The sequence below is a fragment of the Pseudomonas gingeri genome, from assembly GCF_013386115.1.
Taxonomy (GTDB): Bacteria; Pseudomonadota; Gammaproteobacteria; order Pseudomonadales; family Pseudomonadaceae; genus Aquipseudomonas; species Aquipseudomonas gingeri.
Genome location: NZ_JACAOR010000002.1, coordinates 36,346 through 61,210, shown reverse-complemented (window position 1 = coordinate 61,210; position 24,865 = coordinate 36,346). Strand labels below are relative to the sequence as shown.

The window sequence follows — 24,865 nt, the reverse complement described above, 5'->3', positions numbered from 1 at the left end:
CGGCCTCGGGACTTTTCGCGCCGGTCGCGTATTGGCTCAGTTGTTCGAGATTGCCCCCCAGCTCGCGTTCGGCCTGCAACAGCAGGGCTTGCGGGTCGCCGGCCAGTTTGCCGGCGGCCAGCAGGTCGGTCTTGCTGAAGTCGTTCAGGGCGGCGAGGCTGGGGCGCAGGGTCTCGGTCATCGAGGGCGGCAGGGCGGCGAGTTCCTGCTCGATCGCCTCCATGGCCTGGCTCGCGCTGCTCAGGCGCAGGGCATCGCCGCTACCCAGGTAATCCTCGATATTGCGCGCCGCCTGGTTCTGGAACTGCTGCGACAGGCCGAGGTAGCGCTCCATCAACTGATAGGGACGCTCCAGCGCCTGTTGCGACCACCACAACGTAGCCCCGAGCGCCAGGCACACGGCAACGAGCAACAGGGTATTGAGATTGGTCAGCAGCTTCAGGCGCATTCAGGATTCTATCCACGACAAAGAGTGGTAAGTGCCTGAAGTTATTGCTGTTTGGTTACAGTGTCATGACGGTATCCGTCGAATCCGATGAAAAGCTGGCACTTTGCCGTGCGACCTGCACGCGATTGCGTCCCGCATGCTTGGCACGGTAGAGCGCTTCGTCGGCCTGGGTCGCCATCATCAGGCTGTCGCTGTCTTCATGCAGTTCGACCACCCCGGCGCTGAAGGTGCACCACAGGTCCTGGGGTTGCGCCGGGTAATGGATTTCCGCGAAGCGCTGGCGGATCTCGTCCAGCACCTTGTAGGCCGACTCCAGGTCGGTGTCGGGCATGACGATGGCGAATTCTTCACCGCCATAACGACCGATAAAGTCGGTCTTGCGCAGGCGCTGCTTGAGAAACAGCGCCAGGCTCTTGATCACCCGGTCGCCCATGGGGTGGCCGTGGCTGTCGTTGACCCGCTTGAAGTGGTCGATATCGAGCATGGCGAAACTCAGCGGCTTGCATTCGCGGCGGGCGCGGAAGCTGCAGTCTTCGAGCAATTGCAGGATATGGGTGTGGTTGTACAGGCCGGTCAGGCTGTCGCGGACCATCCGCGCCTTGAGGTTGCGCGCCCGTGCCGCGCGGTTGCGCACGGTGGTGATCAGGTGGCGCGGCTTGATCGGCTTGGTCAGGAAGTCGTCGCCGCCTTCGCTCATGGCGTCGAGTTGCTTGTCCAGGTCGTCTTCGGCGGACAGGTAGATGATCGGCACGCTGACATAACGGTCGTTATGGCGGATCACCTTGGCCAGCTCGGTACCGGTACAGGCCGGCATATACATGTCGAGAATGATCAGGTCGGGCTGGAAATCCGCCAGTTCGGCCATGGCCTGGATCGGATCGATCAGGGTCCGGGTGACGATCCCGGCGCTGTTGAGCAGGCGCTCGGTGTGCAGCGCCTGGGCCCGCGAGTCATCGATGACCAGGACCTTGTACGGGTCGTACTGGGCAACGCAGGTCAGGACTTCGATTTTCTCCAGCAGGCTGGAAGCCTCCAGGGTGCCGGTGAGGAATTCCTGGCCGCCGGCGCGCACGGCGGCCAGGCGGGTCGGCGTATCGGTTTCATGCAGGCTGAAAAACAGCAGCGGCAGTTTCTGTTCCAGGCCGAGCTGGGCTTCGGCCGCCAGGTGCAGGCCCATGCCGCTGCCGCTGAAGTCGACGTCCATGACGATTGCCGCCGGCAGGCGCTCGGCCATGGACGAGCGGAACGCGGCGACACTGTCCAGCGACTGCGCACTGAGGCCGAAGAATTCCAGCTGCTTGGCCAGTCGCTCGGCGCGCTCGTGGTCCTGCAGCATCACGTAGACCGGCTTGCGCAGCGGTGGCAGGAAGGTCTGGTCGAGTTGATCGCCATGGCGCAGGCCGGTGCGCGACAGGCGTTGCATCAGGCGATTGAGTTCGGTGATCAGGCTGCTGCTCAGGCGGCCGCGGTTGGCGTTCACTGCTTCCAGCGAGCGGCTGATGCCATGGGCCAGCTGGGTATGTTCCGGTTGCTCGAAGCGTTCGGCGAAACGCAGCAGGCGCAGGTTCGCTTCGCTGAGCTCGGACATGTCGCCGCTCGACCATTCGCTGCGCTGCAGGCGTTGCCATATCTCAAGAATCTGACGTGCCTGATGAATGACCCGCTGGGCAAAGTGATGCTTGAGGCGCTCGCGACTGGGGTCTTCTGGCTCGGTCATATCCTGACTACTGGTTAGACGAACGACGGAGGAATAACTGGTGGCTCTATGCTAGCACCTCTTTCTGTCAATACACGTGCCACGTGTCAATTTATCCGATTCATTTGGTGACCGGCCGGTCGGCCTGCGGGCCTTGTGTGGCGGGCATCGCCAATTGGATGGCGCTTGTGTGAAGCGTCCCGGGGCGGCTTGATTTATAGTTGCCCGACGGATGGCAACGCTGCCGTGTCTGGTTTTATTTGCCCGGGTCGATTTAAGCCGGGGCAGGCAAGGCACGATGGAGTAGGGTTGTGGTCGAACCGATGAACTCAAGTGATTGAAAGGATAGAGCCATGCTGGACTGGAAAAAACGCGCAGGCAGCGCGCCGGATCGTGCTGCCGAACCCAAGTCGGCGACCCGCGGCTATTTCGGCGGCCTGCTGTTCAGTCGTGCCCTGGCGACCCTGATCGGGTTGTACCTGGTGGTGACGATCCTGCTCGGCTGGTACTGGAGCCAGGAGCCTGCGCTGTTTCCCGTGCAGCAGAACGCCCAGATCGCCGCCGAGAAGGAAGGGCGCAAGATGGTCGTGGGCTTCACCACGGTCGAAACCCTCAAGAGCGTGGCCGGCACCCTGCTGACCAAGCCGGGCGGTTATCTCTCCAACGACCGCTTCCCGCCGGGCCTGTGGCTGGACAATATCCCCAGCTGGGAATACGGCGTGCTGGTCCAGGTCCGCGACCTGACCCGCGCCCTGCGCAAGGACTTCGCCCGTTCGCAGTCGCAATCGGCCGAAGACGCCGACCTGGCGAAGGCCGAACCGCGCTTCAACTTCGACAACAAGAGCTGGATGCTGCCGTCCAGTGAGTCGGAGTACCAGGAAGGGATCAACTCCCTGAGCCGCTACCAGGCCCGCCTGTCCGACCCGAACCAGAACAACGCGTTGTTCTACGCCCGTGCCGACAACCTGAACAACTGGCTCGGCGATGTCGCCACGCGCCTGGGCTCGTTGTCCCAGCGCCTGTCGGCCAGCGTCGGGCGGGTCAAGCTCAACACCGCGCTGAAAACCGAAAGCGTGATCCCCGGCCAGGCGCCGCAGGTCGATGAGGAAGTGGTCGAGACCCCGTGGTTGCAGATCGACAACGTGTTCTACGAGGCCCGCGGCCAGGCCTGGGCGCTGTCGCACCTGCTGCGGGCCATCGAGGTCGACTTCGCCGATGTGCTGGCGAAGAAGAACGCCACGGTCAGCGTGCGGCAGATCATCCGTGAGCTGGAGGCTTCGCAGGAGCCGGTCTGGAGCCCGATGATCCTCAACGGCAGCGGCTTCGGCATTCTCGCCAACCACTCGCTGGTCATGGCCAACTACATCTCGCGGGCCAACGCCGCGGTGATCGACCTGCGCCAACTGCTCAACCAGGGTTGATCGATGAATGTCTCTGCGAGGGAGGCTGCGCATCGCGCCGCTTCCGATGCCGAACAGATCGCCTGGGTCGATGGCGAGGACCGCCTGCTGGGCGCTCTCGGCCGGGCCGAGTTGCGCGAGCGCGGCCTGATCGGCCGCGGGACCTATATCCTGCTGTTCAATTCGGCCGGCGAGTTGTGCGTGCATCGCCGGACCTTGAGCAAGGCCATCTATCCCGGCTACTGGGATGTGGCGGCGGGCGGCATGGTCCAGGCCGATGAAAGCTACGCCGAATCGGCGGCCCGCGAGCTGGAGGAAGAGTTGGGCGTCGGTGGCGTGCCGCTGACCGCCCATGAACATTTTTTCTTCGATCAGCCCGGCAACCGGCTCTGGTGTGCGGTGTTCAGTGCCGTCTGGGACGGGCCGTTGCGGTTGCAACCGGAAGAGGTGCTGGAAGCGCGTTTCATCCCGGTCGAGGCTGCCCTGCGCGAAACGGCGCAAAAGCCTTATTGCCCGGACTCCCTGGCGGCGCTGAAGCGCTATTTGCAGGGCCGGGGCCTGGAGGTCGCAAAACCTTCATGAAATGGCGCCGATTGGCTCTTGGGTCATCGGCTTTTTGCCGTTACACTGCGCGACTTTTCAAGCTTGAGCGGCCTGGCCGCTCGAGTTGCGCTGCCCCTGCCTGAGTGGGGCTTCGCGGTCGCAGACGCCTGCCCAGGTGTCACGACCAGTCTTTGTCCTCCCAAGAGGATTGCCGGTGGCCAAAAAAGCCGCATCCTTCGCCGCCCTCGGCGGCCTGGTGTTCTCCACCGACGCAGGTCGACATTGCCCGGACTGTAGCCAGCCGGTGGCCGCCTGTATCTGCAAACAAACCCAGATCCCCGCTGGTGACGGCATTGCCCGCGTGCGTCGCGAAAGCAAGGGCCGTGGCGGCAAGACGGTGACCACCATCACCGGCGTGCCGCTGGCCGAAGACGCCCTCAGGGAACTGGCAACCACGTTGAAGAAACGCTGTGGTACCGGTGGCGCCTTGAAGGACGGTGTCATCGAGATCCAGGGCGATCACGTCGAGTTGCTGTTGGCTGAACTGGTGAAACACGGTTTCAAGGCGAAGAAGTCCGGCGGCTAGCAGCCTCTGTGAAAACCACCGTGAAGTTGACCTGCCGGCCCGGCTGAACCTGGCCAGGCGGTCGTCCCCATGGTTTTCACAGAGCCTGTTCCCGAACAGCCTCTAAACTCGAAGCTGGATTCAAGGTCTTAGTCCCTTGCATGCAGGCGAATCGTCATTTTCATTCTTTAGACTGCGCGCAGCCTGGATCCAGGTGGCGCTATTTGACTTCTTTATAGGGGACTTCGATGTCCGTACGACGCACACGCAAAGACGATGGCAGCCAGTGGACAGTTGCGGACAGCCGCAGTGTTTATGGGATTCGCCATTGGGGGGCCGGGTATTTCGCGATCAATGACGCCGGTCGCGTCGAGGTTCGTCCGAACGGCCCGAGCAGTTCGCCCATCGACCTCTTCGAGCAGGTCGACGAACTGCGCAAGAGCGGTCTGTCCTTGCCGCTGCTGGTACGTTTCCCGGATATCCTGCAGGACCGCGTGCGCCAGCTGACCGGCGCGTTCGACGCGAACATCGAGCGTCTGGAATACCAGAGCAAGTACACCGCGCTGTACCCGATCAAGGTCAACCAGCAGGAAGCGGTGATCGAGAACATCATCGCCACCCAGAACGTCTCCATCGGCCTGGAAGCCGGTTCCAAGCCGGAACTGCTGGCGGTGCTGGCGCTGGCGCCGAAAGGCGGCACCATCGTCTGCAACGGCTACAAGGACCGCGAGTTCATCCGCCTGGCCCTGATGGGCCAGAAGCTCGGTCACAACGTCTTCATCGTGATCGAGAAAGAATCCGAAGTGGAACTGGTGATCGAAGAGGCGGCGTCCCTCAAGGTCAAGCCCCAGGTCGGCCTGCGGGTGCGCCTGTCATCGCTGGCGTCGAGCAAGTGGGCCGATACCGGTGGCGAGAAATCCAAGTTCGGCCTGTCGGCGGCGCAACTGCTGTCGGTGGTCGAGCGTTTCCGCGCCGCCGGCCTGGACCAGGGCATTCGCCTGCTGCACTTCCACATGGGCTCGCAGATCGCCAACCTGGCGGACTACCAGTACGGTTTCAAGGAAGCGATCCGTTACTACGGCGAGCTGCGCAACCTCGGCCTGCCGGTGGACCATATCGACGTCGGCGGCGGCCTGGGTGTCGACTACGACGGTACCCACTCGCGCAATGCCAGCTCGATCAACTACGACATGGATGACTATGCCGGTGTCGTGGTCGGCATGCTCAAGGAGTTCTGCGACGCGCAGAACCTGCCGCATCCGAACATCTTCTCGGAAAGCGGCCGCTCGCTGACCGCCCACCACGCCATGCTGGTGGTGCAGGTCACCGACGTCGAGAAACACAACGACGACGTGCCGCATATCGAGAACCCCGAGAACCTGCCGGAAACCGTGCAGTGGCTGGTGGAGCTGCTGGGCCCGACCGATATCGAGATGGTCACCGAGACCTACTGGCGCGCCACGCACTACATGAGCGACGTCGCCACCCAGTACGCAGACGGCAAGCTGACCCTCGCCGAGAAAGCCCTGGCCGAGCAGTGCTACTTCGCCGTCTGCCGGCGCCTGCACAACTCGTTGAAGGCGCGCCAGCGTTCGCATCGCCAGGTACTCGATGAACTCAACGACAAGCTGGCCGACAAGTACATCTGCAACTTCTCGGTATTCCAGAGCCTGCCCGACACCTGGGCCATCGGCCAGGTGCTGCCGATCCTGCCGTTGCACCGCCTGAACGAGGAACCGCTGCGCCGCGCCGTGCTGCAGGACCTGACCTGCGACTCCGACGGCAAGATCAAGCAGTACGTCGACGAGCAGAGCATCGAGACCAGCCTGCCGGTGCACGCGCTGAACGAAGGCGAGGACTACCTGCTGGGGATCTTCCTGGTGGGCGCCTACCAGGAAATCCTCGGTGACATGCACAACCTGTTCGGCGATACCGACTCGGTGAACATCTACCAGAACGCGGATGGCAGCGTGTACCACGCGGGTATCGAAACCCACGACACCATCGAGGACATGCTGCGTTATGTGCACCTGTCGCCGGAAGAGCTGATGACGCACTACCGCGACAAGGTCGCCAGCGCCAATATCAGCGCGAAAGAGCGGACCCAGTACCTCGACGCCCTGCGTCTCGGCCTGACCCGTTCTTCCTACCTGTCTTCTTGAGGCAGGGCCGAAAGTTCCTGGGAAGAAGCCCTTTCGGTAAAGGGCTTTATCCTTTGATTGTGTAGGCAACGTCTGATTGTCGAAAAACCCACCCTTAGCGGTGGGTTTTTTGTTGGCTGACGGCAAAGTGATGGCTTCCTCGGTTCCGCGTTTTGCGTAGGCCGTTTCTCTAACACCTCTTCGGCTCTCTACTCGGTCTTGTCTGTCGGCGAGAATCCCAAGTCGAATCCCCAGTCGGGTTCTACCCAGTAGCTCCATGTAGAGGAAAGCCAATGTCCGATCCAGTCACCGAGTCGTTCTTTCGTCTGGATGTTGCCGGCTTGTCCCGTTCGCTGACCGTCACCTCGTTCAGTGGTCATGAGGCGGTCAGCGAACTGTTCGCTTTCGAGCTGGATGTGCTGGACGAGGAAGCCGGCCCGGACCTGGGCGGACTGATGTACCGCAGTTGCTTCCTGGCCCTCGGGAAGGATGGCCAGGGCATCCACGCGCAGATCCAGGGCGTCAACCTGCGGTGCGCGGGTCTGGCGCGGGGTCACTTCCGCCTGCATCTTGGGCCGCGCCTGGGATGCCTGGCGCAGCGCTGGCGGCGACGACTGTTCCAGCAGCGCTCGGTGCCCGGCATTATCGCCCAGGTGCTCGGCGAGCATGGCCTGGGCAATGATGCCTTTCGCTTTGTCCTCAAGGGGCGCAGCACCCTGCGTCCGTATTGCGTGCAGTTCGACGAATCCGACCTGCAGTTCATCCAGCGACTGTGTGCCGAAGAGGGTATCCACTTCCACTTCCGCCACACCAGGAACAATCATCGGCTGGTGTTCGCCGACAGCCTGGGGGCCTTGCGTCGCGCGCGTGAGGCGCGCTTCTGTCCGGACCAAGGGGCGGGCGTGCGGGATTTCTGCGTCAGCCTGTCGGGGCAGGGGCGGCGACGTGCCGGCCGCAGCCAGGAGTCGGCGCAGGGCGAAAGCGATCTGCCGGGCCTGCACTGCGCCAGCTTCATGCCGTTGTCCGGCCATCCGTGTGCGCCGTGGAACCGCCTGTGGCTGCTCACGGCCCTTGAGCATCGTGGGGACAGCAACCCCATGGACCCGCGGTCGATGATTTACAGCAATATCTTTCGCGCCACGTCCTGGGAGGTGGCCGTGCGGACCCCGACCCGTTACCCGAAACCGAAGCTGTCCGGCCTGTTTCGCGCCTGGGTGGTGGCGGACAAACACGGGGCCAGATGCGACGCCCGGGGACGGCTGGCGGTGCAGTTGCTGGCGTTCTACCAGGGCGAGGGGGCCAGCCACGGCGAGTGCTGGTTGCCGCTGGCCCAGCCGGCGGCAGGCGAACCCCAGGCCTTTGCGGCGGGACTCGAGCCGGGGACCAACGTCTGGGTGCGTTTCCTCGAAGGCGATCCGGATCGACCGCGCATCGTCGGTCGGTGTGACGCCAGGTGCGCGACCCCGGCGCGAGGCAGCGGACAGCGGCGCCCTGGCGGGTCGGCCTTCGAGCTGTTGCGGGAGGGGCATCCACTGGTGCTGTTGTGCCCGCCCGCGCTCGCGGGTGAGGGGCCCGCTTCCTGCGATTGCCCCGGCACCGTGGCGGGTGGCCAGGGCGGTGTCTCATGAGGGACGTCGATTGCGCAATACCCGGCACGCTGTGGCTGCTCCTGGACATTCCCGGTGCTCCGGGGCTGGTCGCGGCGTTGCAGGAACGCTACGCCAGCTACGAGAGCCACTTGCTGTTCGACGGCACGCCGTTCCATGGCGTACGTGACTGGGGGCCGCGTCTGGTGAAGCTGACCGCGGACTGTCCCTTGGCAAAACTGAGCCAGACCCGACCCCGCCAATGGGCCGGGCTTTTCCTGCTCAGCCGGGCCCCCGTGGCGATCCTGCTGGCGCATTTGCGGCAGATGCTGGTGGTGCGTTTCGACGCGGATCGCCAGGGTGTGCTCAGTTACTACAATCCGCAGACCGCCAGCTACTTCTTCGACGGCGCCGATGCCCGCGAGCTGAGCCGCTGGCTCGGACCGATCATCCTGCTCTACTGGCATGGCGGCACCTGGGCCGACAAGGCCGTTGGCAGTCTTGGCTGGCAGCAACTGATCAATCCGCGCCTTCCGGGCCCCACCCTGGGCCCGCGGGAGTTTCTCGGTGCCCGGCAGCAGCAGCGATTGCAGACCTGCCTGCTGGAGCGGCATGCCTATCAGTGGAGCTGTGCCAGCGGCCATGACTACGGCAAGACCTGGCACCATCTGCAGGAAGGGGTTGCCCAGGGGTTTCGCGACAGCGGGGCGCTCGATGACTGGCTGGGGTTGCGCGCGCAGTATCCGGCGGCGTCGTTTCCGCCGGGCCTGGAGGGCGACACGCCGGGCGAGCGCCTGGAAAACCTGCGTCGGGCCTGGAGCCGGACACATGGCTGAGGGGGAGCGATATCCGCTGTCAGTGAGCCGGGCTGTCGAACCAGCGATCCTGCCGGCGCAGCTTCAGGGCACTGGCGGCCAGGGTCAGGCTGCGCAGCAGCATGAACAGCAGGAAACTTATCCACAGGCCGTGATTGCCGTAGCCGCTCAGGACCCAGGCAACGGGCAGGCTGAGCAGCACGCTGAGCAGCATGGCGTCGCGCATTTCCCGGGCACGGGTGGCACCGATGAACAGGCCGTCGAGCAGGTAGCTCCACACCGCGATCAAGGGCAGCACAGCCAGGTAGGGCAGGTAGCCGAAAGCGGTTTCGCGCACGCTGGGGATATCGGTCTGCAGGGCGATGAACAGGTGGCCGCCGAGCAGGAATAGCAGGGCGAAGGCCAGGCTGGCGAGCAGTGACCAGCCGGCGGCAACCACCAGCGAGCGGCGCAGGGTCTGCCGTTCGCGGGCGCCGATGGCATGGCCGCACAGGGCTTCCACCGCGTGGGCCAGGCCATCGAGGGCATGCGCCGTCAGCAGCAGGCCGTTGAGCAGCAGGGCGTTGGCCGCGACGGTGGCGTCGCCGAGGCGCGCACCTTGCACCGTGATCAGGAAAAACACCGATTGCAGGGCCATGCTGCGGATGAAAATATCGCGATTCACCGTCAGCAGCGGCCGCCAGTTCTGCCACAGCGCCAGCGCGGCCCAGGCGACCTTGCCGGGGTAGGTGCGCAGGGCGTTGCCGGTCAGGGCCAGGCCGAGCAGGGCGCCGCTCCATTCGGCGATGACCGAGGCCCGGGCCGCGCCGACCACGCCCCAGTCGAGGCCGAGCACGAACCACAGGTTCAGCGCGATATTCATCAGGTTGGTGGTCAACAGGATCGCCAATGGCGCACGGGCGTTCTGGGTACCGAGGAACCAGCCGACCAGGGCATAGCTGGCCAGGGCGGCCGGTAGCCCGAACAGCCGTGTGTGGAAGAAGTCCAGGGTCAACTGGTGCAGTTCGGTGGACGGTTGCATGATCTTCAGCGCCAGGTCGCTGAAGGGCAGGGCGATCGCCCCGAGCAATGCCGCCAGCCCCAGGCTCAGCAGCAACCCCTGCAAGAGGATCTGCCGCAGTGCCGTGCCGTCGCCGCGACCGGCGGCCTGCGCGGCGAATCCGGTGGAGCCCATGCGCAGGAAACCCATGGCCCAGGCCAGGAAAATGTACAGGCTCGCGCCTACCGCCACGGCACCCAACTGGTGGGCGTGGGGCAGGTGGCCGATCACGGTGCTGTCGACCAGGGCCACGAGTGGAACGGAGATATTCGACAGGATCATCGGCGCGGCGAGCGCCCAGACCTTGCGGTGGGTCGGGCGGTCGCGCCAGTCAGCGATCAGGGTGGACATGCGGGCTCCTCGAAAGAGCGCGCATTGTAGCGCCGGCCCTGGCGGTCGCGGTGGCTGTCAGTGAATGATCCAGCTCAACAGCCACAGGCCGAGCACCAGCCAGATGATGCCGAAAATGATCGAGGCGCGCATGAAGGCGCGGACTGCCGAATAGAGGAACATCAGGCCGATGATCAGTATCAGGATGCTGATCAGCGAGGTGTCCATGCCCAGGGCCCGGGCCATGCCATCGACGAAGTTGCTGCCGGCGTGGGTCAGCAGATTGAACAGCCCGCTCAGTCCGTCGACGATAAAACGGATCGCCGATCCCAGTACCTGGCCCAGCCACCCGAAAAAACTTTCTACCTGCATGTGTGCATCCCGATGAGCGTGTGGTGACGGATTCCAGCCTTTGGCCATGCCGCGAGCCGTCGAGTTCCCTGAAGCATAGAGGTTTGCAAGGGGAAATTCAGGATGGCGTGCCGGCGTGGCGGCGGCTTACTTGGGCGCGAGGCCCGGATCAAGTGAGTTTTCCGGCTGTCGATACTGGAAATTGTATATATACAACTTAAGTCATAGGTTTGTTTTGTTGTACTGGTGCGATTCTATTTGTATTTGATAGATATGAATTTTTATATTGACGCCAAGGAAAGGTTATTTACTTGGTATTAACTTTTTTGTCGATTCTACGAGGTTTATATTAGTTGTTAATACCAAATTTAGCGTTGTTGGAAGTGGGTTTCGGGACTGTCATGTCTGTACGGAAGAAAGTATCTCCCTTTCACGAGGATCGGGGGGCTTTCAAAAAATAACAGGCAGTACACAGGTGCAAGGACTCACGCTCATGAACACTCAAATATGGTGGAAAACAGGTACGGCATTGATGTTGGTTGTGGCAGTCAGCCTCGCGGGTTGCAGCAGTGGTGGCGGTGGCAGTCACAGTGAGACGAGCGCCTCGGACGGCAGCTCGGGAGCCAGCGGCGGCTCCGGTGGCGGCACTGGTGGCGGTACAGGTGGTGGAACCGGTGGCGGCACGGTTGCCCCCCTGGTGACCAGCCGGGTGGTCAGCAGTGTGGGCTCCACCACCGATGGCGTCGGCGATCTGGTCAGCACCCTCGGCACCAATCTGGCGGCAGTACCGCTGCTGGGCAGTACGGCCCTGACCGGTGGCGTCGGTGGCCTGGTGGACTCGACCGGTAATGCGGTCAGCAGCCTGAGCGCCGGCCTGACCAACGGCCTGGGCCAGTTGGGCACCGACGGCAATGCCCTGGGTACCACCGTCGCTGGCGTCGGCGATGCCACCGGCGACCTGGGTACCGGCGTGTCCCGCCTGGGCAAAGGGGTAGCGGCCTTTGCCGCCACGGCGCCCGTCCAGAACATTCCGATTGTCAGCCCGGTCGTGGGCCAGGTCGGCACCCTGGTGGATGGCGTCGGCCAGCGCGTCACCATGCTCGGTGACACCCTCAGTACCGCCTCCACCACCGGCCCGTTGGGCGGTGTGACCCAGGGTGTCGGTGACAGGCTGGTCCCGGTGATCTCGCTGGTGGAAAGCACCACGGCCAAGGTGGGCAGTGCGACCGGCCTGGGTAATCCGGTCGGTGGCCTGCTCAACCGCGTCGGCACGGCGCTGGACAATACCGGCGACCAGGTGACCGATGCCGGCAACAACAATCCCCTGACCAACACCGTCGGCGGGCTGCTCGGCAATGCCGGGACCCTGGTGGGCACGGCAGGTGGCTATGTGAATCCCAACGGCTCGGGCAGTGGTTCCGGCTCGGGTTCCGGCGGCCTGCCAGGCCTGGGCGGTGCCGGCTTGCTGGAAACCGTGGGCGGTATCGTCGGCGGGGCCGGTAGCGGTGTGGCAGCCGGCAGCAGCAATGGCCTGCTCGATTCGCTGGGGCTGACCGGTCTGTCCCTGGGCAACAACATCGCCTCGCTGGGCACCGCGTTCGGCGGCACCGGAATGGCCAACACGGGCGCCGGCGCACCGCTGGCCAGCCTCGGCGGCAACCTGGGCAATGCGCTCAATCCGGTGACCTCCGGAGTCGCCAGCCTGACCCAGAACATCGGCAACACCACCGGCCTGGGTAGTCCCGTGGGCGGCCTGCTGGGGCAGATCGGCAGCGGTGTGAGCGGCATCGGCACCAAGCTCGACAGCAGCAGCGGCAATCCCGTGGTCAGCTCCCTGGGGCAAACCGTCAACGCCGTGGGCGCCACCGTCGGTTCGGTCGGCGGTCTGGTCAACGGCGGTGTGGGTGCCGGCGGCACGGGCACCGCTACCGGTGGCAGCACGGGCGGTCTCGGCGGGCTGCTCAATGGCCTGGGCCTGACCAGTCGAAAATAGCGAATTGCACCTGGCCGGTTCGACGGCCATTCCTACAGCGCCTACGCTTGGTTGAGACGAGGGATTCAATTGATTCTCTCGTCTTTTTTCGAGTGCAGTAGCAAGGCGCCTGGATCGGTCGCGTCACGGCAGATGATGCACCGCGAGCCTTGTTTCTCTTTATCGCAACGCCGCTGCGGTCTGGCAATGGAGTGTCCCATGCGCGTTTTTGCCCTGTTTTCGTTGTGCGCCCTCTGTTCATCCGTCTACGCCGATACCCTTCCCAGTTTTCTCAACAGCAACGACACCGTCCGCACCCTGCCGACCCCGAACCTGCCCGCCGATGCCTACCGTCCGCAGGCCATCAGCCCGCAGTTGCCCCAACCCGGCGCGAGCCAGGGGCAGGCGTTGCTGATGGGGACCCGGGTGACCATCCGCAAATTGCAGATCGAAGGCGGGACGATTTACCCGCTGCAGGAACTCGGTGCGCTCTATCAGCCGTTGATGGGGCATGAGACGACCCTGGCCGACCTGATCGAGGCGACCCGCGGCATCACCCGCCGCTATCAGGAAGATGGCTACCTGCTGTCCTACGCGTTCCTGCCTCCGCAGGATTTCAGCCAGGGCCTGGTCCGCGTGGTGCTGGTCGAGGGCTATATCCGCGACTACCAGTTGCAGGGGGATATCGGCGCGGTGTCCGGGCTCCTCGACAAGCTGGTGGCCAAGCTCAAGGCCGAGCGTCCGCTGACCCGCAAGACCTTCGAACGCTACACCACTCTGATGAGCCGGATTCCCGGCGTGGCCCTGCAAGCCCAGGTCCCGCCGCCGGGGACCACCGACGGTGCGACCAGCCTGATCGCCATCGCCAGCCGAAAACCGTTCACCACCTCCCTGAATACCGTGGACAGCAGTCGTGACAGCCTGCAGGCGCTGCTCGGCGCCAGCAGTAACGCCTGGACGTCGATGGGCGAACAACTGAGCGTGAGCGGGCTGTTTCCGCCGGGCAAGGACAAGGAGCACTACTACCGCGTCGACTACAGCCAGTTCCTCAATGCCGAAGGCACCCAACTGAGCCTGTACGGGTCGCACTATCGCAGCGATCCCGGCAGCAACCTGATCCTGGACAACAACCTGGAGCTGGAACCCCATCGGCAGAACGATCGGTTTTCCATCGGCGTCAGCCATCCGCTGATCGCCGCCAGCAACGAATGGCTGAGTCTCGGCGGGCGGTTGTACGGGGTGAACGACAAGACCCGTTACCAGGTAGTCGGGCAACCGCTGAAGGTGGAGGAAAAAACCGACCTGCGAGCACTGGCGTTCGAGGGGGACTGGCGCAAGTCGGATGCCGAGCGCCTGCGTATTCTCAGTGCCGGCGTCTACCAGGGCATCAATGGCATGGGCGCCAACACCAACAACGCCCTGTACGACCTGGACTTCTTCCGGCTACGGCTGTCCGGGGTGCAGAGCGACAAGTTTTTCGAGCACTGGCAGGGGGTGATCTCGGCGGCGCTGTACTGGAGCGGGGACAATCTGCCGGACAGCGAGCGGGCGGTATTCGGCGGACAGAACTTCGGCCGCGGTTACCCCGATGACCAGGGTAATGGCGACAAGGGCTGGGGCGTGGCCTACGAACTGAACTACAGCTTCAGTCGCGACGGGGCCTGGGTCAAGGTACTGCAGCCGTACGTGGTACTGGACCGCGCGCGGGCCTGGTTCAACGACGCGCCGATCAAGGCCTCGGACATGTCCTCGGCGGCGCTGGGCTTTCGTTTCGGCGACGGGCGTTATTACAACATCGCCCTGGAGGCGGCCAAGCCGATGTCGGATATGGCGCTGGACACCTTCAACCGGCGGCCACGCTATACCCTCAGCTTCAGCTATCAGTTGTAGGGTGGGGCAGGTGCCAGTCGGGGGAGGCGCGTGATTCAGGAGCCGACGACGTGGATCCGTGGCTGCGGAAACAGATTGTTGAGGGTTTCCAGCAGGCGCACGTGATAGATGGGTTTGCGGAACAGATCGAGGACCTGCAGGCGCAGCATATCGCTGACATCGTCCATATCGGCATGACCGGAGGTCACGATCACCGGCAGGTGCTGGCGGGAGGTGTGTTCGCGCAGGCGCTTGATCAGCGACATGCCACTTTCCTCGGGCATGCGCAGGTCGGTGATGACCAGCGCGATGTCCGGGTGTTTGGTCAGGTGGAACAGCGCCTGCTTGACCGAGGTGGCGGTAAAACAGGAAAACCCTTCTCCCTCCAGCAGCTCGGCCAGTTCCAGAAGGGCGTCCTCTTCGTCATCCACTAAAAGGAGCTGTTGGCGTGGGGGAACAGAGGAGGTCATGGACGATTCCTGTCACTGGGTTTGCATGGGAGTGTAGCGCCTCTTTGGGGGATGTGAGGAGTGGGGTCAGGAACCTATGCCGTTTTGGATGTTGGTGAATATCGTCTTGATTTTGTCACCTATGCCTCCCGCCAGACCCGCAATCACGACGGCGACCATTGCCGCGACAATCGCATATTCGATACCTGATGCGCCCTCTTTCCTGTGAAAGAAAACCTGGACCTGCACATATAGTCTGATAACCAACTCAAGGAACATCTGACATCTCCTTGCGCTTGAAAGCGCCGTTGCAGCGGTCTTGCGACATGGTTTCCCTATGCCATCACAGCATTGTCAAGAAAACGACGAGCAACAACTGTAAGAACGGATTAATCCCAAAGTATTAATCCGGAAGTTGGCGTCAATAAAGTCCGGTTTTCTTTCTATTCATTTGTATATTTTCCACGCGTTAATGGCGTTTTGTCCTAGCTGCGCTACCTTCAAATAGCGAAATAGTTGATGTTCATAGCTGCCTGAATGCGCAGGTTTTTCAGTCTGTCGTGCAGCAGGAAAGGGAGAGCCGTCATGAACAGTCGCGTGACCATGGTGCTTGCGGTCATCTTGTTGATCGGTGCCATCATTGCCGGTTATTGGGGATTGACGCTGAGTCGTCAGCCGGCACCGGTCGCTCCGCCAGAGGCGCCCTCCGCGCCTGTCGAAAAAGCTGTGGCCAGCGCCGAAGACCAGACCCGTCAACCCGTGGTGGTATTGGCCCACGATGTCCCGCCCTTTGTGCCGCTGACCGCCGCCGACCTGGTGGTCGAACGGCTGCGCAATGCACCCGCCGGCAGCCTGGGTTCGTTGCAACAGGCGGTCGACCGCACACCCTGGCGTCCCCTGAAAGCCGGGACCTGGCTCAGTGACGAAAGCTTCCAGGCCGGTGGCCCGCTGGCGCGGATGATCCGTGCCGATGAGCGCGCGCTGGCGGTGGCGGTGGATGAAGTGATCGGCGCTGGCGGTCAGTTGACCCCGGGCGACTATGTCGATGTGCTGCTGTTCCTGCGCCAGGATGCGAGCAACCTGCAGCAGTCGGCCCAGGTGGTGATCCCGGCGATGCGCCTGCTCAGTGTCGGCGAGCAACTGGGCCTGACCAATGACGGCAAGCCCGCCACGCCGGCGCTGACGGCGGACGACCGTGTCCGCCAGGAGCAGCGGCGCGCCGGTGCCCGCACCGTGGTCCTGGCGGTGCCCGAACAACTGCTGAGCCGGCTGATGCTGGCGACCCAGGTCGGCACCTTGCGCCTGGCCGTGCGCAGTGCCGACGAGCATCTGTTGCCGCGCTACTGGGCCGGGGAAAACGTCGGCATGGGCCACCTCGAGACCGCCAACCACGAGCTGTTCCAGTTCACCCAGCTGGCCCTGGCCGGCGCGCCCAGGGGCCAGTCCCTGGCGACGCCGGGAACGGGACATGGCCGTGGTGTCGAGGTGATTCGTGGCAATCAAATCAGTCAACAAACGCCCTGACCTGCAAGGAAGTTCCGCATGAGTGGATCGCTGTCGAGCGTCAAACGCGTGGTCTGGGCCCTGGTCCTGGGGAGTTTGCCGCTGGAGTCGGTGCTGGCGGCTTCGACGGCATCCTGCTCCGGCCTCGGGCAGTTGCCAGCCGTGGTGGAAGTGGGCGAAGGCCAGCAGCAGGCGTTGCAGTCGCCGGTGGCAATCACCCGGCTGGCGGTGGGCGATCCGAAGATCGCCGACGTACACCTCAACGGCAACCAGGCGTTCCTGCTCACCGGCATGGCGCCGGGGGCCACCAGCCTGATGGTCTGGACGGCCTGCTCCAGCACGCCGCGCCAGAGCATGGTGTTTGTCCAGGGCAGGGCCACGGCGGGGCTGACCACGGCTTCGGCAGCCCCTTCGGCGGATCCCTCGTTGCCCAGCCAGGTACAGACCGATATTCGTTTTGTCGAAGTCAGCCGGACCAAGCTCAAGGAAGCCGGAACCTCGATTTTCGGCCAGGGCCACAATTTCCTCTTCAGTACACCCGGGGGCAGCTTGGGCGCCAGTGCTGCCAGCGGCCTGGTCACGGTTGCCGGTGGACTGCCTTTCGATAACAGCAACTTCAATATCGGTTTTGGCGGCGGACGGGTCAAAGCCCTGATCAATGCCCTGGAAAGCAGCGGCTTCGCCTACACCCTGGCGCGTCCCAGCCTGGTGGCGCTGAGCGGGCAGAGCGCGAGTTTCCTGGCCGGTGGCGAGATCCCGATCCCGGTGCCCAGCAGCGGCAGCGACACCATCTCCATCGAGTACAAGGAGTTCGGTATCCGCCTGACACTGACGCCGACGGTGATCGGCAAAAACCGCATCACCCTGAAAGTCGCGCCCGAGGTCAGCGAGCTGGACTACAGCAACGCGGTGACCATTTCCGGCACACCGGTGCCGGCGCTGACGATCCGGCGCACCGATACCAGCATTTCCCTGGCCGATGGCGAGAGCTTCGTCATCAGTGGCCTGATCAGCACGCGCAACAGCTCCCAGGTCAACAAGCTCCCCGGACTCGGCGAGATACCGGTGCTGGGCGCGTTCTTTCGCAACTCGAGCCTCAAGCGTGAAGAGCAGGAACTGCTGATGATCGTCACCCCGCACCTGGTCCAGCCGCTGGCGGCGGATGCCCAGTTGCCCGGCCTGCCCGGGGAGAAACTGCGCGAGTACGACCCGAACTGGTTCCGGCTGTTCTTCCTCGACAACGGCAACTACGACCGCCGCAGTGGGTTATCGCAATGAGCCAGAGCCTGAGCCAGACCTTCCTGGCAATCACCCGCAACACCACCGACCTGGAGTGGCTGCAGGGCGCGCTGGCGCCGCTGGGGCAGGTGGTCAGTGCCGGCGGCAGCCTCGATGAATTGCTGTCGCTGGTGGACGTCACTTTCGCCGGGCTGATCTTCGTCGGCCTCGACCGCGAGAACCTGGTGGCCCAGAGCGCCTTGATCGAGGGTGTGCTGGAGGCCAAGCCGATGCTGGCGATCGTCGCCCTCGGCGATGGTATGGATAACCAGTTGGTGCTCAATGCGATGCGTGCCGGGGCCCGGGATTTCGTCGCCTACGGCTCGCGTTCCAGTGAAGTGGCCGGCCTGGTCCGGCGCCTGAGCAAGCGCCTGCCGGCGGTGACGCCGAGCACCCAGCTGGGTGGTTTTACCGTGCTCTACGGGGTCCAGGGCAATGCCGACGGGGCGTTGCTGGCGACGCACCTGGCGCTGGTGGTGCAGAAGAGCGGGCAACAGACCCTGCTGCTCGACCTGGGGTTGCCCCGTGGCGACAGCCTGGCGCTGCTGGGCCTGGAAAGTTCGTTTCATTTCGGCGATGCCCTGCGTCATCTGCGCCGCCTGGATGCGACGATGATCGACAGCGCCTTCACCAGCGCCGAGGCGGGCCTGCGCATCCTGGCCTACGCCAGTGGCGACGAGCCGCTCAAGCGCACCAGCGCCGCCGAGCTGTACATGCTGCTCAGCGCCCTGCGCCAGCACTTCCAGCACATCGTGGTGAACCTCACCGGGCAGTCCGACAGCGAAGCCCTGCGTACCTTTGTCAGCCATTGCGACAAGCTGCTCTGGTACACCGACCAGAGTGTCCTCGACTGCCGACGCAACCTGGCGGTGCTCAACCTGTGGCGCGAGAAAGGCATGAAGCTCGACCACGCCCGGCTGCTGGTCGACCGCTACCTCAAGGGTGTCTCGCCGGATTCGGAAACCCTCGGCAAGACCTTCGGCTTCGAGGTCATCTCGGTGCTGCCCCATGGCGCCGAGGTCCGGCTCAATGCCAAGAACCAGGGCCAGACCCTGTTCGAACTGGCCCCCCGCGAAGCGCTGACCCAGGGCCTCAAGACCCTGGGTGAACGCCTGGCCAAGCGTTCCGAGGGACGCACCAAAACGGCCGAGGGCTGGCTCAACCGGCTCTGGGGACACAAGTGATGGCCGAGAAACTGTTTGGCGGCCAGTCGCGCTCGTCGGCCGGCAACACCGACCACGAAGGCCTCAAGCTGGTCCTGCACCGCTACATCATCGATGCCATCGAGGAGTCGGGAAAGAACCTGCTGGAAGGTTCGCGCCAGGCCCTGGCGCAGTTTGTCATCGACAAGGTCGGCGAGTACGTGTCGCGCCTGCACCTGGCGATTTCCCGCTACGAGATGGAGCGGCTGGCCGAAGAGATCGTCGACGAACTCACCGGCTTCGGTCCGCTGGAAGTGCTGCTGCGCGATACGGCGGTGACCGAGATCCTGGTCAACGGCCCGCACCGGGTGTTTGTCGAGCGCGACGGCATCCTGCACCAGAGCGACCTGCGGTTTATCGACGACCATCATGTGGAGCGGGTCATCCAGCGCATTCTCGCGCCCCTCGGTCGCCGGCTGGACGAATCGTCGCCGATGGTCGATGCGCGGATGCCCGACGGCAGCCGGGTCAACGCGATCATCCCGCCGATAGCCCTGGACGGGCCGTGCCTGTCGATCCGCAAGTTCCGCAAGGACATGCTCAAGAGCAGCGACCTGGTGGCGATGCAGACCATCGACCAGGCTATTTTCGAGTTTTTCCAGGAGGCCGTGGGCAAGCGCTGCAACGTGCTGATCAGTGGCGGCACCGGCACCGGCAAGACCACCTTGCTGAATATCCTCAGCCAGTTGATCAATCGCCATGAACGCCTGGTCACCATCGAAGACGTCGCCGAACTGCAGCTCAATCATCCCCACGTGGTGCGCCTGGAAACCCGCCCGCCGAACGCCGAGGGCCATGGCGAGGTGAAGTCCAGCGACCTGATCCGCAACGCCCTGCGGATGCGGCCGGACCGGATCATCCTCGGCGAGATCCGCGGCGTCGAAGTGCTCGATGTGCTGACCGCGATGAACACCGGTCACGACGGTTCCATGAGCACCGTGCACGCCAACAATGCCCAGGATGCCCTGCTGCGCCTGGAGACCCTGGTGGGGCTGACCGGACGCCAGGTGGCGGAGAAGACCCTGCGTCAGATGATCTGCGCGGCACTGGACGTGGTGATCCAGTTGACCCGTATGCCCGACGGTCGACGCTGTGTCAGCGAGGTGGTGGAAGTGGTCGGGGTGCGCGACGACGTCTATGTCACCAACACCCTGTTCCGCCTGGACCGGCGGAGCGGTTTCGGGTTCCTGCGCGATGCCGTCAATCCGGCGGGCGACAAGCTGCGACGCGAGTCGTCGCTGACCTTTGATGATTGAGGAGGCTCGACCATGCTCGGTGCGCTGTTGCTCGGTCTGATCGGCCTGTTGCTGCTCGGCGCCTCGGTGCGCCTGTTCTACCTGGGCATGCGCAAGACCGGCAATGAGCGGGTATTGAGCCGGCTGGCCGAGGGGCAGCCGGAGCTGGTCAGTGCCGTGAGCCCGACCCGCAATCGCCTGGATCGGCTGTTTCTGCGTGCCGGCTTCGACCGCCCGGGGGAGCGGCTGGGCCTGTGGCTGGTGATGTGGGCAGTGCTCGTGCTGGTGGGCTGGGCGGCGGCTGGCCTGATCGGCGTGCTGGTCATGCTGGTGGTACCGCCGCTGGGCCTGCGCCTGTTTGTCGATTGGCGCTACGGGCGCCGGGTACGGCGCATGGTCGAACAACTGCCGCCCGTGCTCGACCATGCGATGCGCAGCCTGAAATCCGGCAAGACCCTGGCCGACGCGATCCTCGGTGGCATCGACGCGTCGGCGGATCCGCTACGCGAGGCCATGGGCCGGGTGCGCCGCAATGTCGATCTGGGGGTCAGCCTGCCCGAGGCGGCCAATGATTTTGCCGAGTTCTACGAGCGCGAGGAGTTTCGTTTCCTGGCGCTCGGCCTGAAGGTCAATCACCGCTATGGCGGCAATGCCAGCGAGCTGCTGGAGAACCTGATCAAGCTGATCCGCGAGCGTGAGCAAGGCGCGCGGCAACTGCGTGCCATGACCGGCGAGACACGCATGACGGCGGTTGTCCTGGCCTTGTTGCCGGTCAGCGTGGCGGGCTACTTCATGCTGACCAATCCCGGCTACCTGTTGAACATGTGGCAGGACCCCAGCGGCCAGCGCATGTTGCTGGTTTCCTTCGGCCTGCAGGTGTTCGGTTGTCTGGCGCTGTGGCGCATGTTGCGGAGCGTATGAGATGGCCCTGTTGATCAGCGCACTGTTGTTTCTCGCCGCCCTGGTGCTGATGGTCGGCAGTCTGTTGCGGGACCGCCAGCGCGAACGGGCGGTGACGCAACGCCTGCAGGGGCATATGGTGCGCGAAACCGGCAAGCTGAGCGGCTGGTTGCGGGCCTTGGGCGATAGCCGCTTCGGCCAGCGCTCGGTGAGCCTGGATAACGAAACCCAGGTGTTGCTCAACCGTATCGGGTGGCGCAAGGCGAGCCAGCGCTCGCTGTATGCCGCCAGCCAGATCGGTGTGCCGTTGCTGGCACTGGGGATTGTGCTGTTGGGCCAGGGCGTGTTTTTCCCCACGGTCGAATCCCCCTGGATCGCCCCCTTTCTGGCCCTGGCGGCGGGTTACCTGTTACCCAAGCGCGTGCTGGCGGCGGTTGCCAGGAACCGCCAGAAACAGGTGGCCATCGAGGTTTCGACCTTTATCCCGTTGCTGCGGATCCTCTTTGAATCGGGCATGGCCGTGGAGCAGGCGTTGCGGGTGCTCGCCAACGAGTCCCGGCAGTTGCTGCCGGTGCTGACCAGCGAACTGCGCCTGGTGCTGGCGCGGGTCGATTCCGGCCTTGAACTCGGTGAAGAGCTGGGCAAGGCGGCGCGGCTGCTGGCGGTGGACGAATTCGACGACACCTGCGTGATTCTCCAGCAATTGATCCAGCAGGGCGGCGGGGCGATGAAATCGCTGCTGGCGCTCAAGCAGTTGCTGGACGACCGGCGCCTGACCCGCCTGCAGGAATACATCTCTAAGATGTCGGCGAAGATGTCGGTGGTGATGATGGTGTTTCTGTTTCCGGCGTTATTGATTGTCCTCGCCGGGCCGGGCTTTACCGCCTTGGCCAGGGCCTTTGCCACGACCTAGGGAGTGATGCGATGAAAGCGGTGATTGCGGGCTTGGCCCTGTTGGCCCTGGGCGGCTGTGCCACGGATGGGCGCGCGCCGTGGGCGGCACTCACGGGGACGGGGGGCAGTTGCGGCAAACCGAGTGCCGATCAGGAGCTGTCGCTGAACCTGGCGGACGATATGGCCAACGAGGGCAAGCTGCACGCCAGTCTCGCCAATCTGCAGAAGCTGCCGGAGAGCCTGGACGAGGTGCGCTTGCGCAAGGCCCGGGTCTATCGGCAACTGGGCCGCGGCGAGGCGGAGCCGCTGTACCGCAGCCTGCTCGGCACCTGCCTGGCGGCCGAGGGCGAGCATGGGCTCGGGCAACTGGCCGCTGCGCGCAAGGACAACGGCCAGGCGATGGCGCATTTGCAGCGGGCGGCGCGCCTGGCGCCGACCGATGAAAAGGTGCGCAATGACCTGGGGGTGGTCTACCTCAATCAATTGCGCTTGGAGGATGCGCGTTTCGAGTTCCTCACCGCCATCGAACTCAAGCAGTCCGACCCACTGGCCGCGGTGAACCTGGTCACGCTGCTGATCTACCAGGACAACTGGAGCCAGGCGGCCCAACTGGTGACCCGCCTGGGCCTGAGTCCCGAACAGGTCGGCGACGCCCAGGCCCGCGCGCAGCAACTCAAGAACCCGACAGGCTCCGGATCGGATCAGGTGGCGGTGGTGGCCGGGGCGGACAAGCCGGCGGTCAAGTAAGTCGAGGCCAGGTTGAGGCCAGGTTGAGGTCAGGGAGAACGAGATGAACTATCGAGCAGGGTTGGCCGCAGGGTGTCTGTTGTTGTCATCGACGGTCCAGGCCATCGAGCCGGGACCGTCGTCGCGCTATCAGCAGGAGACGGAAAACTGGCTGCAGTTGCAGCTCCAGGGCCAGCAACGTTCGCCCACGCCCCAGGTGGCGACGCCCAGCGAGCGCGAACAGAGCATGCAGCGCTGGCTGGACAGCTACAAGCATCCGATTCCGGATTTCTACAAGCAGGATGAAGGGGGCAAGGTGAAGGGCAACTGAGCCTGCCCCCGAGTCATTCGGCGCCTGAGCAGGCGCCATCGCCGGCATACCGGCTCCCACGGTTTTTGTCGGCCGTCGATTTTTTTGTGCGACACAACACTGTGGGAGCCAGGCTTGCCCGCGAAGCGTGCTGATGGGCACCGCCGGTCTCGGGGACGCTCAGTGCGCGGTGACGTCCCGCTGGCGCGCACCGCCGGGCGATAGGGCCAGGGCCAGTTGCGTACGGTTGTGCATGTGGGTCAGGCGCAATACCTGGGACACGTAGAGCTTCACGGTGTTTTCGGTGATGCCCAGTTCACAGGCGATCTGGTAGTTGGTCTGGCCCTTGCCCACCAGCCGCGCCACATCCACCTGCCGGGGCGACAGCTGATTGAAGATGGCCGGTATTTCCAGGTTGTCGGCGTCGTTCGGATCGTCCCCGCTAGCGACATCACGCGCGCCCTGGGGGGCACGGCGAACCATGTCCAGGTCGTGATAGAGATCGTCGATGGACTCGGCGAGGAACTGCAGTTTCTGATTCAGGTGACCGAGGTTGTCACTCTGGCTGCGTTCGGCGATCACCGCCTCCTGGCGCTGGATCCCTTCGAGCAATTCGTCGAGGTCCACGGGCTTCTGGTAGTAATCGGCAATCCCGGCGCGCAACGCCTTGATCACGTCCTGCTTGTCGGCACGGCCGGTCAGCATGATCGACTCGAAGATCCGCCGCTTGCCGGCCAGGCGTTGCAGCTCCTGGACCAGCTCGATGCCGTCGAGCTCGGGCATGTGCAGGTCACACAGGACCAGCCCGATGCTGGCATCTTCCCTGAACCGCTCGATGGCCTGGCGGCTGGAGAGGCAGGGGATGCAGCGGTAACCGCTGCTTTCCAGAAACTCGCAGAGTTCTTCCACGATCAGCGGCTGGTCGTCGACTACCAGCACCTTCACTTGCGATACAAGCTTGTTCACGCGCCACTCCATGCCTTACGAGCCAATGACTACGAGTTCCCTGCCCACACGCGCAGCTTCGGGGGCTTTTGAATTAAAGTAGACGCACTTTCCTACTATGTACATAGAAGTAGCCTGGACCGCGACTAATGGATGCCGAGTGTCATACAAAAAAGGCCGATCCACAGGAAGGGCGCGAATGGCTGTTTCCTTGACAGGCCAGGTTCGAGATGGCGCAGGACATGCCTGAGACGTTGACCCAGCCGTGACCACAGCCTGGGGCCCAGCCAGAGCCAGAGGACACTGGCCACGCCGGCGCCGATAAAGGTGCCGAGCAGGTAGCGGCTGTCGCTCGCCAGCGCCAGTGCGGCGAGCAGCTTGACGTCGCCGGCACCGAGTCGCCCGGTGGCGTAACCGGGCAGGGTGAACAGCAACGCCAGCAGAAACGCCCAGCCGCCTTGTTGCGCCGTGGCCCCCAGCCAGGTCGTGCCGGTCCAGAGCAGATAGGCCAGGGCCAGTGCCGCGGCACCCAGGGTCAGGCTGTTGGCGATTTCCCGTTGGCGCAGATCCTGCGCGGCGCAGAGAGCGAACCAGAGAAGCAGGACAAGGCTGTGCATCGGGTAAAAAACGTCCCTTTCCGGCGAATGATTCTATGCTGATAGCTACGT

At 64.0% G+C, this 24,865-nt stretch carries 23 protein-coding genes; 16 read left to right on the top strand and 7 right to left on the bottom strand.

Going from position 1 to position 24,865, the window contains the following annotated elements; all coding sequences use genetic code 11:
- Positions 1-503 precede the first annotated feature (503 nt).
- Positions 504-2,165, bottom strand: a complete 1,662-nt coding sequence (locus HX881_RS05155) for a response regulator (RefSeq protein ID WP_017125626.1) — start codon at positions 2,163-2,165, stop codon at positions 504-506.
- A 332-nt stretch (positions 2,166-2,497) separates the two neighbouring features.
- On the opposite strand from HX881_RS05155, the gene HX881_RS05150 reads away from it, so the two are divergent.
- The 6 genes from HX881_RS05150 (at position 2,498) to HX881_RS05125 (ending at position 9,215) form a co-directional block, all read left to right on the top strand.
- Positions 2,498-3,565, top strand: a complete 1,068-nt coding sequence (locus HX881_RS05150) for a DUF2333 family protein (protein WP_017125625.1) — start codon at positions 2,498-2,500, stop codon at positions 3,563-3,565.
- A 3-nt stretch (positions 3,566-3,568) separates the two neighbouring features.
- Positions 3,569-4,126 (top strand): NUDIX hydrolase, encoded by a 558-nt coding sequence (locus HX881_RS05145; protein WP_017125624.1) that lies wholly within the window; start codon positions 3,569-3,571, stop codon positions 4,124-4,126.
- A gap of 175 nt (positions 4,127-4,301) precedes the next feature.
- Positions 4,302-4,673: a translation initiation factor Sui1 gene (locus HX881_RS05140; protein ID WP_017125623.1), complete on the top strand. Its 372-nt coding sequence runs from the start codon at positions 4,302-4,304 to the stop codon at positions 4,671-4,673.
- A gap of 227 nt (positions 4,674-4,900) precedes the next feature.
- Entirely contained in the window at positions 4,901-6,814 is a 1,914-nt protein-coding gene (gene speA, locus HX881_RS05135; protein ID WP_017125622.1) for an arginine decarboxylase, read from the top strand.
- A 272-nt stretch (positions 6,815-7,086) separates the two neighbouring features.
- Positions 7,087-8,421, top strand: a complete 1,335-nt coding sequence (locus HX881_RS05130) for a contractile injection system protein, VgrG/Pvc8 family (protein ID WP_177083268.1) — start codon at positions 7,087-7,089, stop codon at positions 8,419-8,421.
- A complete protein-coding gene (locus HX881_RS05125; protein ID WP_017125620.1) occupies positions 8,418-9,215 on the top strand; it encodes a DUF4123 domain-containing protein in 798 nt (265 codons plus the stop codon). The genes HX881_RS05130 and HX881_RS05125 overlap by 4 nt, the downstream gene beginning before the upstream one ends.
- A 19-nt stretch (positions 9,216-9,234) precedes the next feature.
- Here HX881_RS05125 and HX881_RS05120 read toward each other — a convergent pair whose 3' ends face one another.
- Together HX881_RS05120 and HX881_RS05115 are read right to left on the bottom strand one after the other, a co-directional pair.
- Entirely contained in the window at positions 9,235-10,584 is a 1,350-nt protein-coding gene (locus tag HX881_RS05120; RefSeq protein ID WP_177083266.1) for an MATE family efflux transporter, read from the bottom strand.
- A 57-nt stretch (positions 10,585-10,641) separates the two neighbouring features.
- Positions 10,642-10,935: a hypothetical protein gene (locus HX881_RS05115; RefSeq protein WP_017125618.1), complete on the bottom strand. Its 294-nt coding sequence runs from the start codon at positions 10,933-10,935 to the stop codon at positions 10,642-10,644.
- A 511-nt stretch (positions 10,936-11,446) separates the two neighbouring features.
- Between HX881_RS05115 and HX881_RS05110 the strand changes: the two genes are divergently transcribed.
- Together HX881_RS05110 and HX881_RS05105 are read left to right on the top strand one after the other, a co-directional pair.
- Positions 11,447-12,907 carry a collagen-like triple helix repeat-containing protein gene (locus HX881_RS05110; RefSeq protein WP_343054687.1) on the top strand — a complete coding sequence of 487 codons (1,461 nt, stop codon included), beginning with the start codon at positions 11,447-11,449 and terminating at the stop codon, positions 12,905-12,907.
- A 198-nt stretch (positions 12,908-13,105) separates the two neighbouring features.
- On the top strand, positions 13,106-14,776 hold the full coding sequence (locus HX881_RS05105) for a ShlB/FhaC/HecB family hemolysin secretion/activation protein (RefSeq protein ID WP_017125616.1): 1,671 nt from the start codon (positions 13,106-13,108) through the stop codon (positions 14,774-14,776).
- A gap of 35 nt (positions 14,777-14,811) precedes the next feature.
- On the opposite strand, the gene HX881_RS05100 is transcribed toward HX881_RS05105, so the two are convergent.
- Positions 14,812-15,225 (bottom strand): response regulator, encoded by a 414-nt coding sequence (locus HX881_RS05100; protein WP_026007664.1) that lies wholly within the window; start codon positions 15,223-15,225, stop codon positions 14,812-14,814.
- 66 nt (positions 15,226-15,291) lie between these two features.
- On the bottom strand, positions 15,292-15,483 hold the full coding sequence (locus HX881_RS05095; protein WP_017125615.1) for a Flp family type IVb pilin: 192 nt from the start codon (positions 15,481-15,483) through the stop codon (positions 15,292-15,294).
- A gap of 306 nt (positions 15,484-15,789) precedes the next feature.
- On the opposite strand from HX881_RS05095, the gene cpaB reads away from it, so the two are divergent.
- Genes cpaB through HX881_RS05055 form a run of 8 tightly spaced genes read left to right on the top strand, consistent with a single transcriptional unit; the run spans position 15,790 to position 23,273 of the window.
- On the top strand, positions 15,790-16,728 hold the full coding sequence (gene cpaB / locus HX881_RS05090; protein WP_177083263.1) for a Flp pilus assembly protein CpaB: 939 nt from the start codon (positions 15,790-15,792) through the stop codon (positions 16,726-16,728).
- A gap of 18 nt (positions 16,729-16,746) precedes the next feature.
- A complete protein-coding gene (locus HX881_RS05085) occupies positions 16,747-17,985 on the top strand; it encodes a type II and III secretion system protein family protein (RefSeq protein ID WP_177083261.1) in 1,239 nt (412 codons plus the stop codon).
- Positions 17,982-19,169, top strand: coding sequence for a CpaE/TadZ family protein (locus HX881_RS05080; protein ID WP_177083259.1), 1,188 nt, complete (start codon positions 17,982-17,984; stop codon positions 19,167-19,169). The genes HX881_RS05085 and HX881_RS05080 overlap by 4 nt, the downstream gene beginning before the upstream one ends.
- Complete coding sequence (locus tag HX881_RS05075; RefSeq protein WP_017125610.1) at positions 19,169-20,443, top strand: TadA family conjugal transfer-associated ATPase; 1,275 nt, start codon at positions 19,169-19,171, stop codon at positions 20,441-20,443. Before HX881_RS05080 ends, HX881_RS05075 begins: the two co-directional genes overlap by 1 nt.
- A 12-nt stretch (positions 20,444-20,455) precedes the next feature.
- Positions 20,456-21,343 (top strand): type II secretion system F family protein, encoded by an 888-nt coding sequence (locus HX881_RS05070; protein ID WP_177083257.1) that lies wholly within the window; start codon positions 20,456-20,458, stop codon positions 21,341-21,343.
- 1 nt (position 21,344) lies between these two features.
- On the top strand, positions 21,345-22,235 hold the full coding sequence (locus HX881_RS05065) for a type II secretion system F family protein (RefSeq protein ID WP_177083255.1): 891 nt from the start codon (positions 21,345-21,347) through the stop codon (positions 22,233-22,235).
- 11 nt (positions 22,236-22,246) lie between these two features.
- On the top strand, positions 22,247-22,963 hold the full coding sequence (locus HX881_RS05060; protein WP_017125608.1) for a tetratricopeptide repeat protein: 717 nt from the start codon (positions 22,247-22,249) through the stop codon (positions 22,961-22,963).
- Between the two features lie 43 nt (positions 22,964-23,006).
- Complete coding sequence (locus HX881_RS05055) at positions 23,007-23,273, top strand: DUF3613 domain-containing protein (RefSeq protein WP_042935129.1); 267 nt, start codon at positions 23,007-23,009, stop codon at positions 23,271-23,273.
- Between the two features lie 159 nt (positions 23,274-23,432).
- Here HX881_RS05055 and HX881_RS05050 read toward each other — a convergent pair whose 3' ends face one another.
- Both HX881_RS05050 and HX881_RS05045 read right to left on the bottom strand, forming a co-directional pair.
- Positions 23,433-24,218 (bottom strand): response regulator transcription factor, encoded by a 786-nt coding sequence (locus tag HX881_RS05050; RefSeq protein WP_017125606.1) that lies wholly within the window; start codon positions 24,216-24,218, stop codon positions 23,433-23,435.
- 125 nt (positions 24,219-24,343) lie between these two features.
- On the bottom strand, positions 24,344-24,814 hold the full coding sequence (locus tag HX881_RS05045; RefSeq protein ID WP_017125605.1) for a prepilin peptidase: 471 nt from the start codon (positions 24,812-24,814) through the stop codon (positions 24,344-24,346).
- Positions 24,815-24,865: the final 51 nt, after the last annotated feature.

What these genes read in the sequence shown, in the direction of transcription:
- HX881_RS05145 (WP_017125624.1), top strand. Translation starts at nt 3,569, where the DNA reads ATGAATGTCTCTGCGAGGGAGGCTGCGCATCGCGCCGCTTCCGATGCC.
- HX881_RS05130 (WP_177083268.1), top strand. Translation starts at nt 7,087, where the DNA reads ATGTCCGATCCAGTCACCGAGTCGTTCTTTCGTCTGGATGTTGCCGGC.
- HX881_RS05110 (WP_343054687.1), top strand. Translation starts at nt 11,447, where the DNA reads ATGTTGGTTGTGGCAGTCAGCCTCGCGGGTTGCAGCAGTGGTGGCGGT.
- HX881_RS05095 (WP_017125615.1), bottom strand. Translation starts at nt 15,483, where the DNA reads ATGTTCCTTGAGTTGGTTATCAGACTATATGTGCAGGTCCAGGTTTTC.
- HX881_RS05085 (WP_177083261.1), top strand. Translation starts at nt 16,747, where the DNA reads ATGAGTGGATCGCTGTCGAGCGTCAAACGCGTGGTCTGGGCCCTGGTC.
- HX881_RS05150 (WP_017125625.1), top strand. Translation starts at nt 2,498, where the DNA reads ATGCTGGACTGGAAAAAACGCGCAGGCAGCGCGCCGGATCGTGCTGCC.
- HX881_RS05105 (WP_017125616.1), top strand. Translation starts at nt 13,106, where the DNA reads ATGCGCGTTTTTGCCCTGTTTTCGTTGTGCGCCCTCTGTTCATCCGTC.
- HX881_RS05125 (WP_017125620.1), top strand. Translation starts at nt 8,418, where the DNA reads ATGAGGGACGTCGATTGCGCAATACCCGGCACGCTGTGGCTGCTCCTG.
- HX881_RS05100 (WP_026007664.1), bottom strand. Translation starts at nt 15,225, where the DNA reads ATGACCTCCTCTGTTCCCCCACGCCAACAGCTCCTTTTAGTGGATGAC.
- HX881_RS05060 (WP_017125608.1), top strand. Translation starts at nt 22,247, where the DNA reads ATGAAAGCGGTGATTGCGGGCTTGGCCCTGTTGGCCCTGGGCGGCTGT.
- HX881_RS05065 (WP_177083255.1), top strand. Translation starts at nt 21,345, where the DNA reads ATGGCCCTGTTGATCAGCGCACTGTTGTTTCTCGCCGCCCTGGTGCTG.
- HX881_RS05045 (WP_017125605.1), bottom strand. Translation starts at nt 24,814, where the DNA reads ATGCACAGCCTTGTCCTGCTTCTCTGGTTCGCTCTCTGCGCCGCGCAG.
- cpaB (WP_177083263.1), top strand. Translation starts at nt 15,790, where the DNA reads ATGAACAGTCGCGTGACCATGGTGCTTGCGGTCATCTTGTTGATCGGT.
- HX881_RS05070 (WP_177083257.1), top strand. Translation starts at nt 20,456, where the DNA reads ATGCTCGGTGCGCTGTTGCTCGGTCTGATCGGCCTGTTGCTGCTCGGC.
- HX881_RS05075 (WP_017125610.1), top strand. Translation starts at nt 19,169, where the DNA reads ATGGCCGAGAAACTGTTTGGCGGCCAGTCGCGCTCGTCGGCCGGCAAC.
- HX881_RS05115 (WP_017125618.1), bottom strand. Translation starts at nt 10,935, where the DNA reads ATGCAGGTAGAAAGTTTTTTCGGGTGGCTGGGCCAGGTACTGGGATCG.
- HX881_RS05120 (WP_177083266.1), bottom strand. Translation starts at nt 10,584, where the DNA reads ATGTCCACCCTGATCGCTGACTGGCGCGACCGCCCGACCCACCGCAAG.
- HX881_RS05155 (WP_017125626.1), bottom strand. Translation starts at nt 2,165, where the DNA reads ATGACCGAGCCAGAAGACCCCAGTCGCGAGCGCCTCAAGCATCACTTT.
- HX881_RS05080 (WP_177083259.1), top strand. Translation starts at nt 17,982, where the DNA reads ATGAGCCAGAGCCTGAGCCAGACCTTCCTGGCAATCACCCGCAACACC.
- HX881_RS05055 (WP_042935129.1), top strand. Translation starts at nt 23,007, where the DNA reads ATGAACTATCGAGCAGGGTTGGCCGCAGGGTGTCTGTTGTTGTCATCG.
- speA (WP_017125622.1), top strand. Translation starts at nt 4,901, where the DNA reads ATGTCCGTACGACGCACACGCAAAGACGATGGCAGCCAGTGGACAGTT.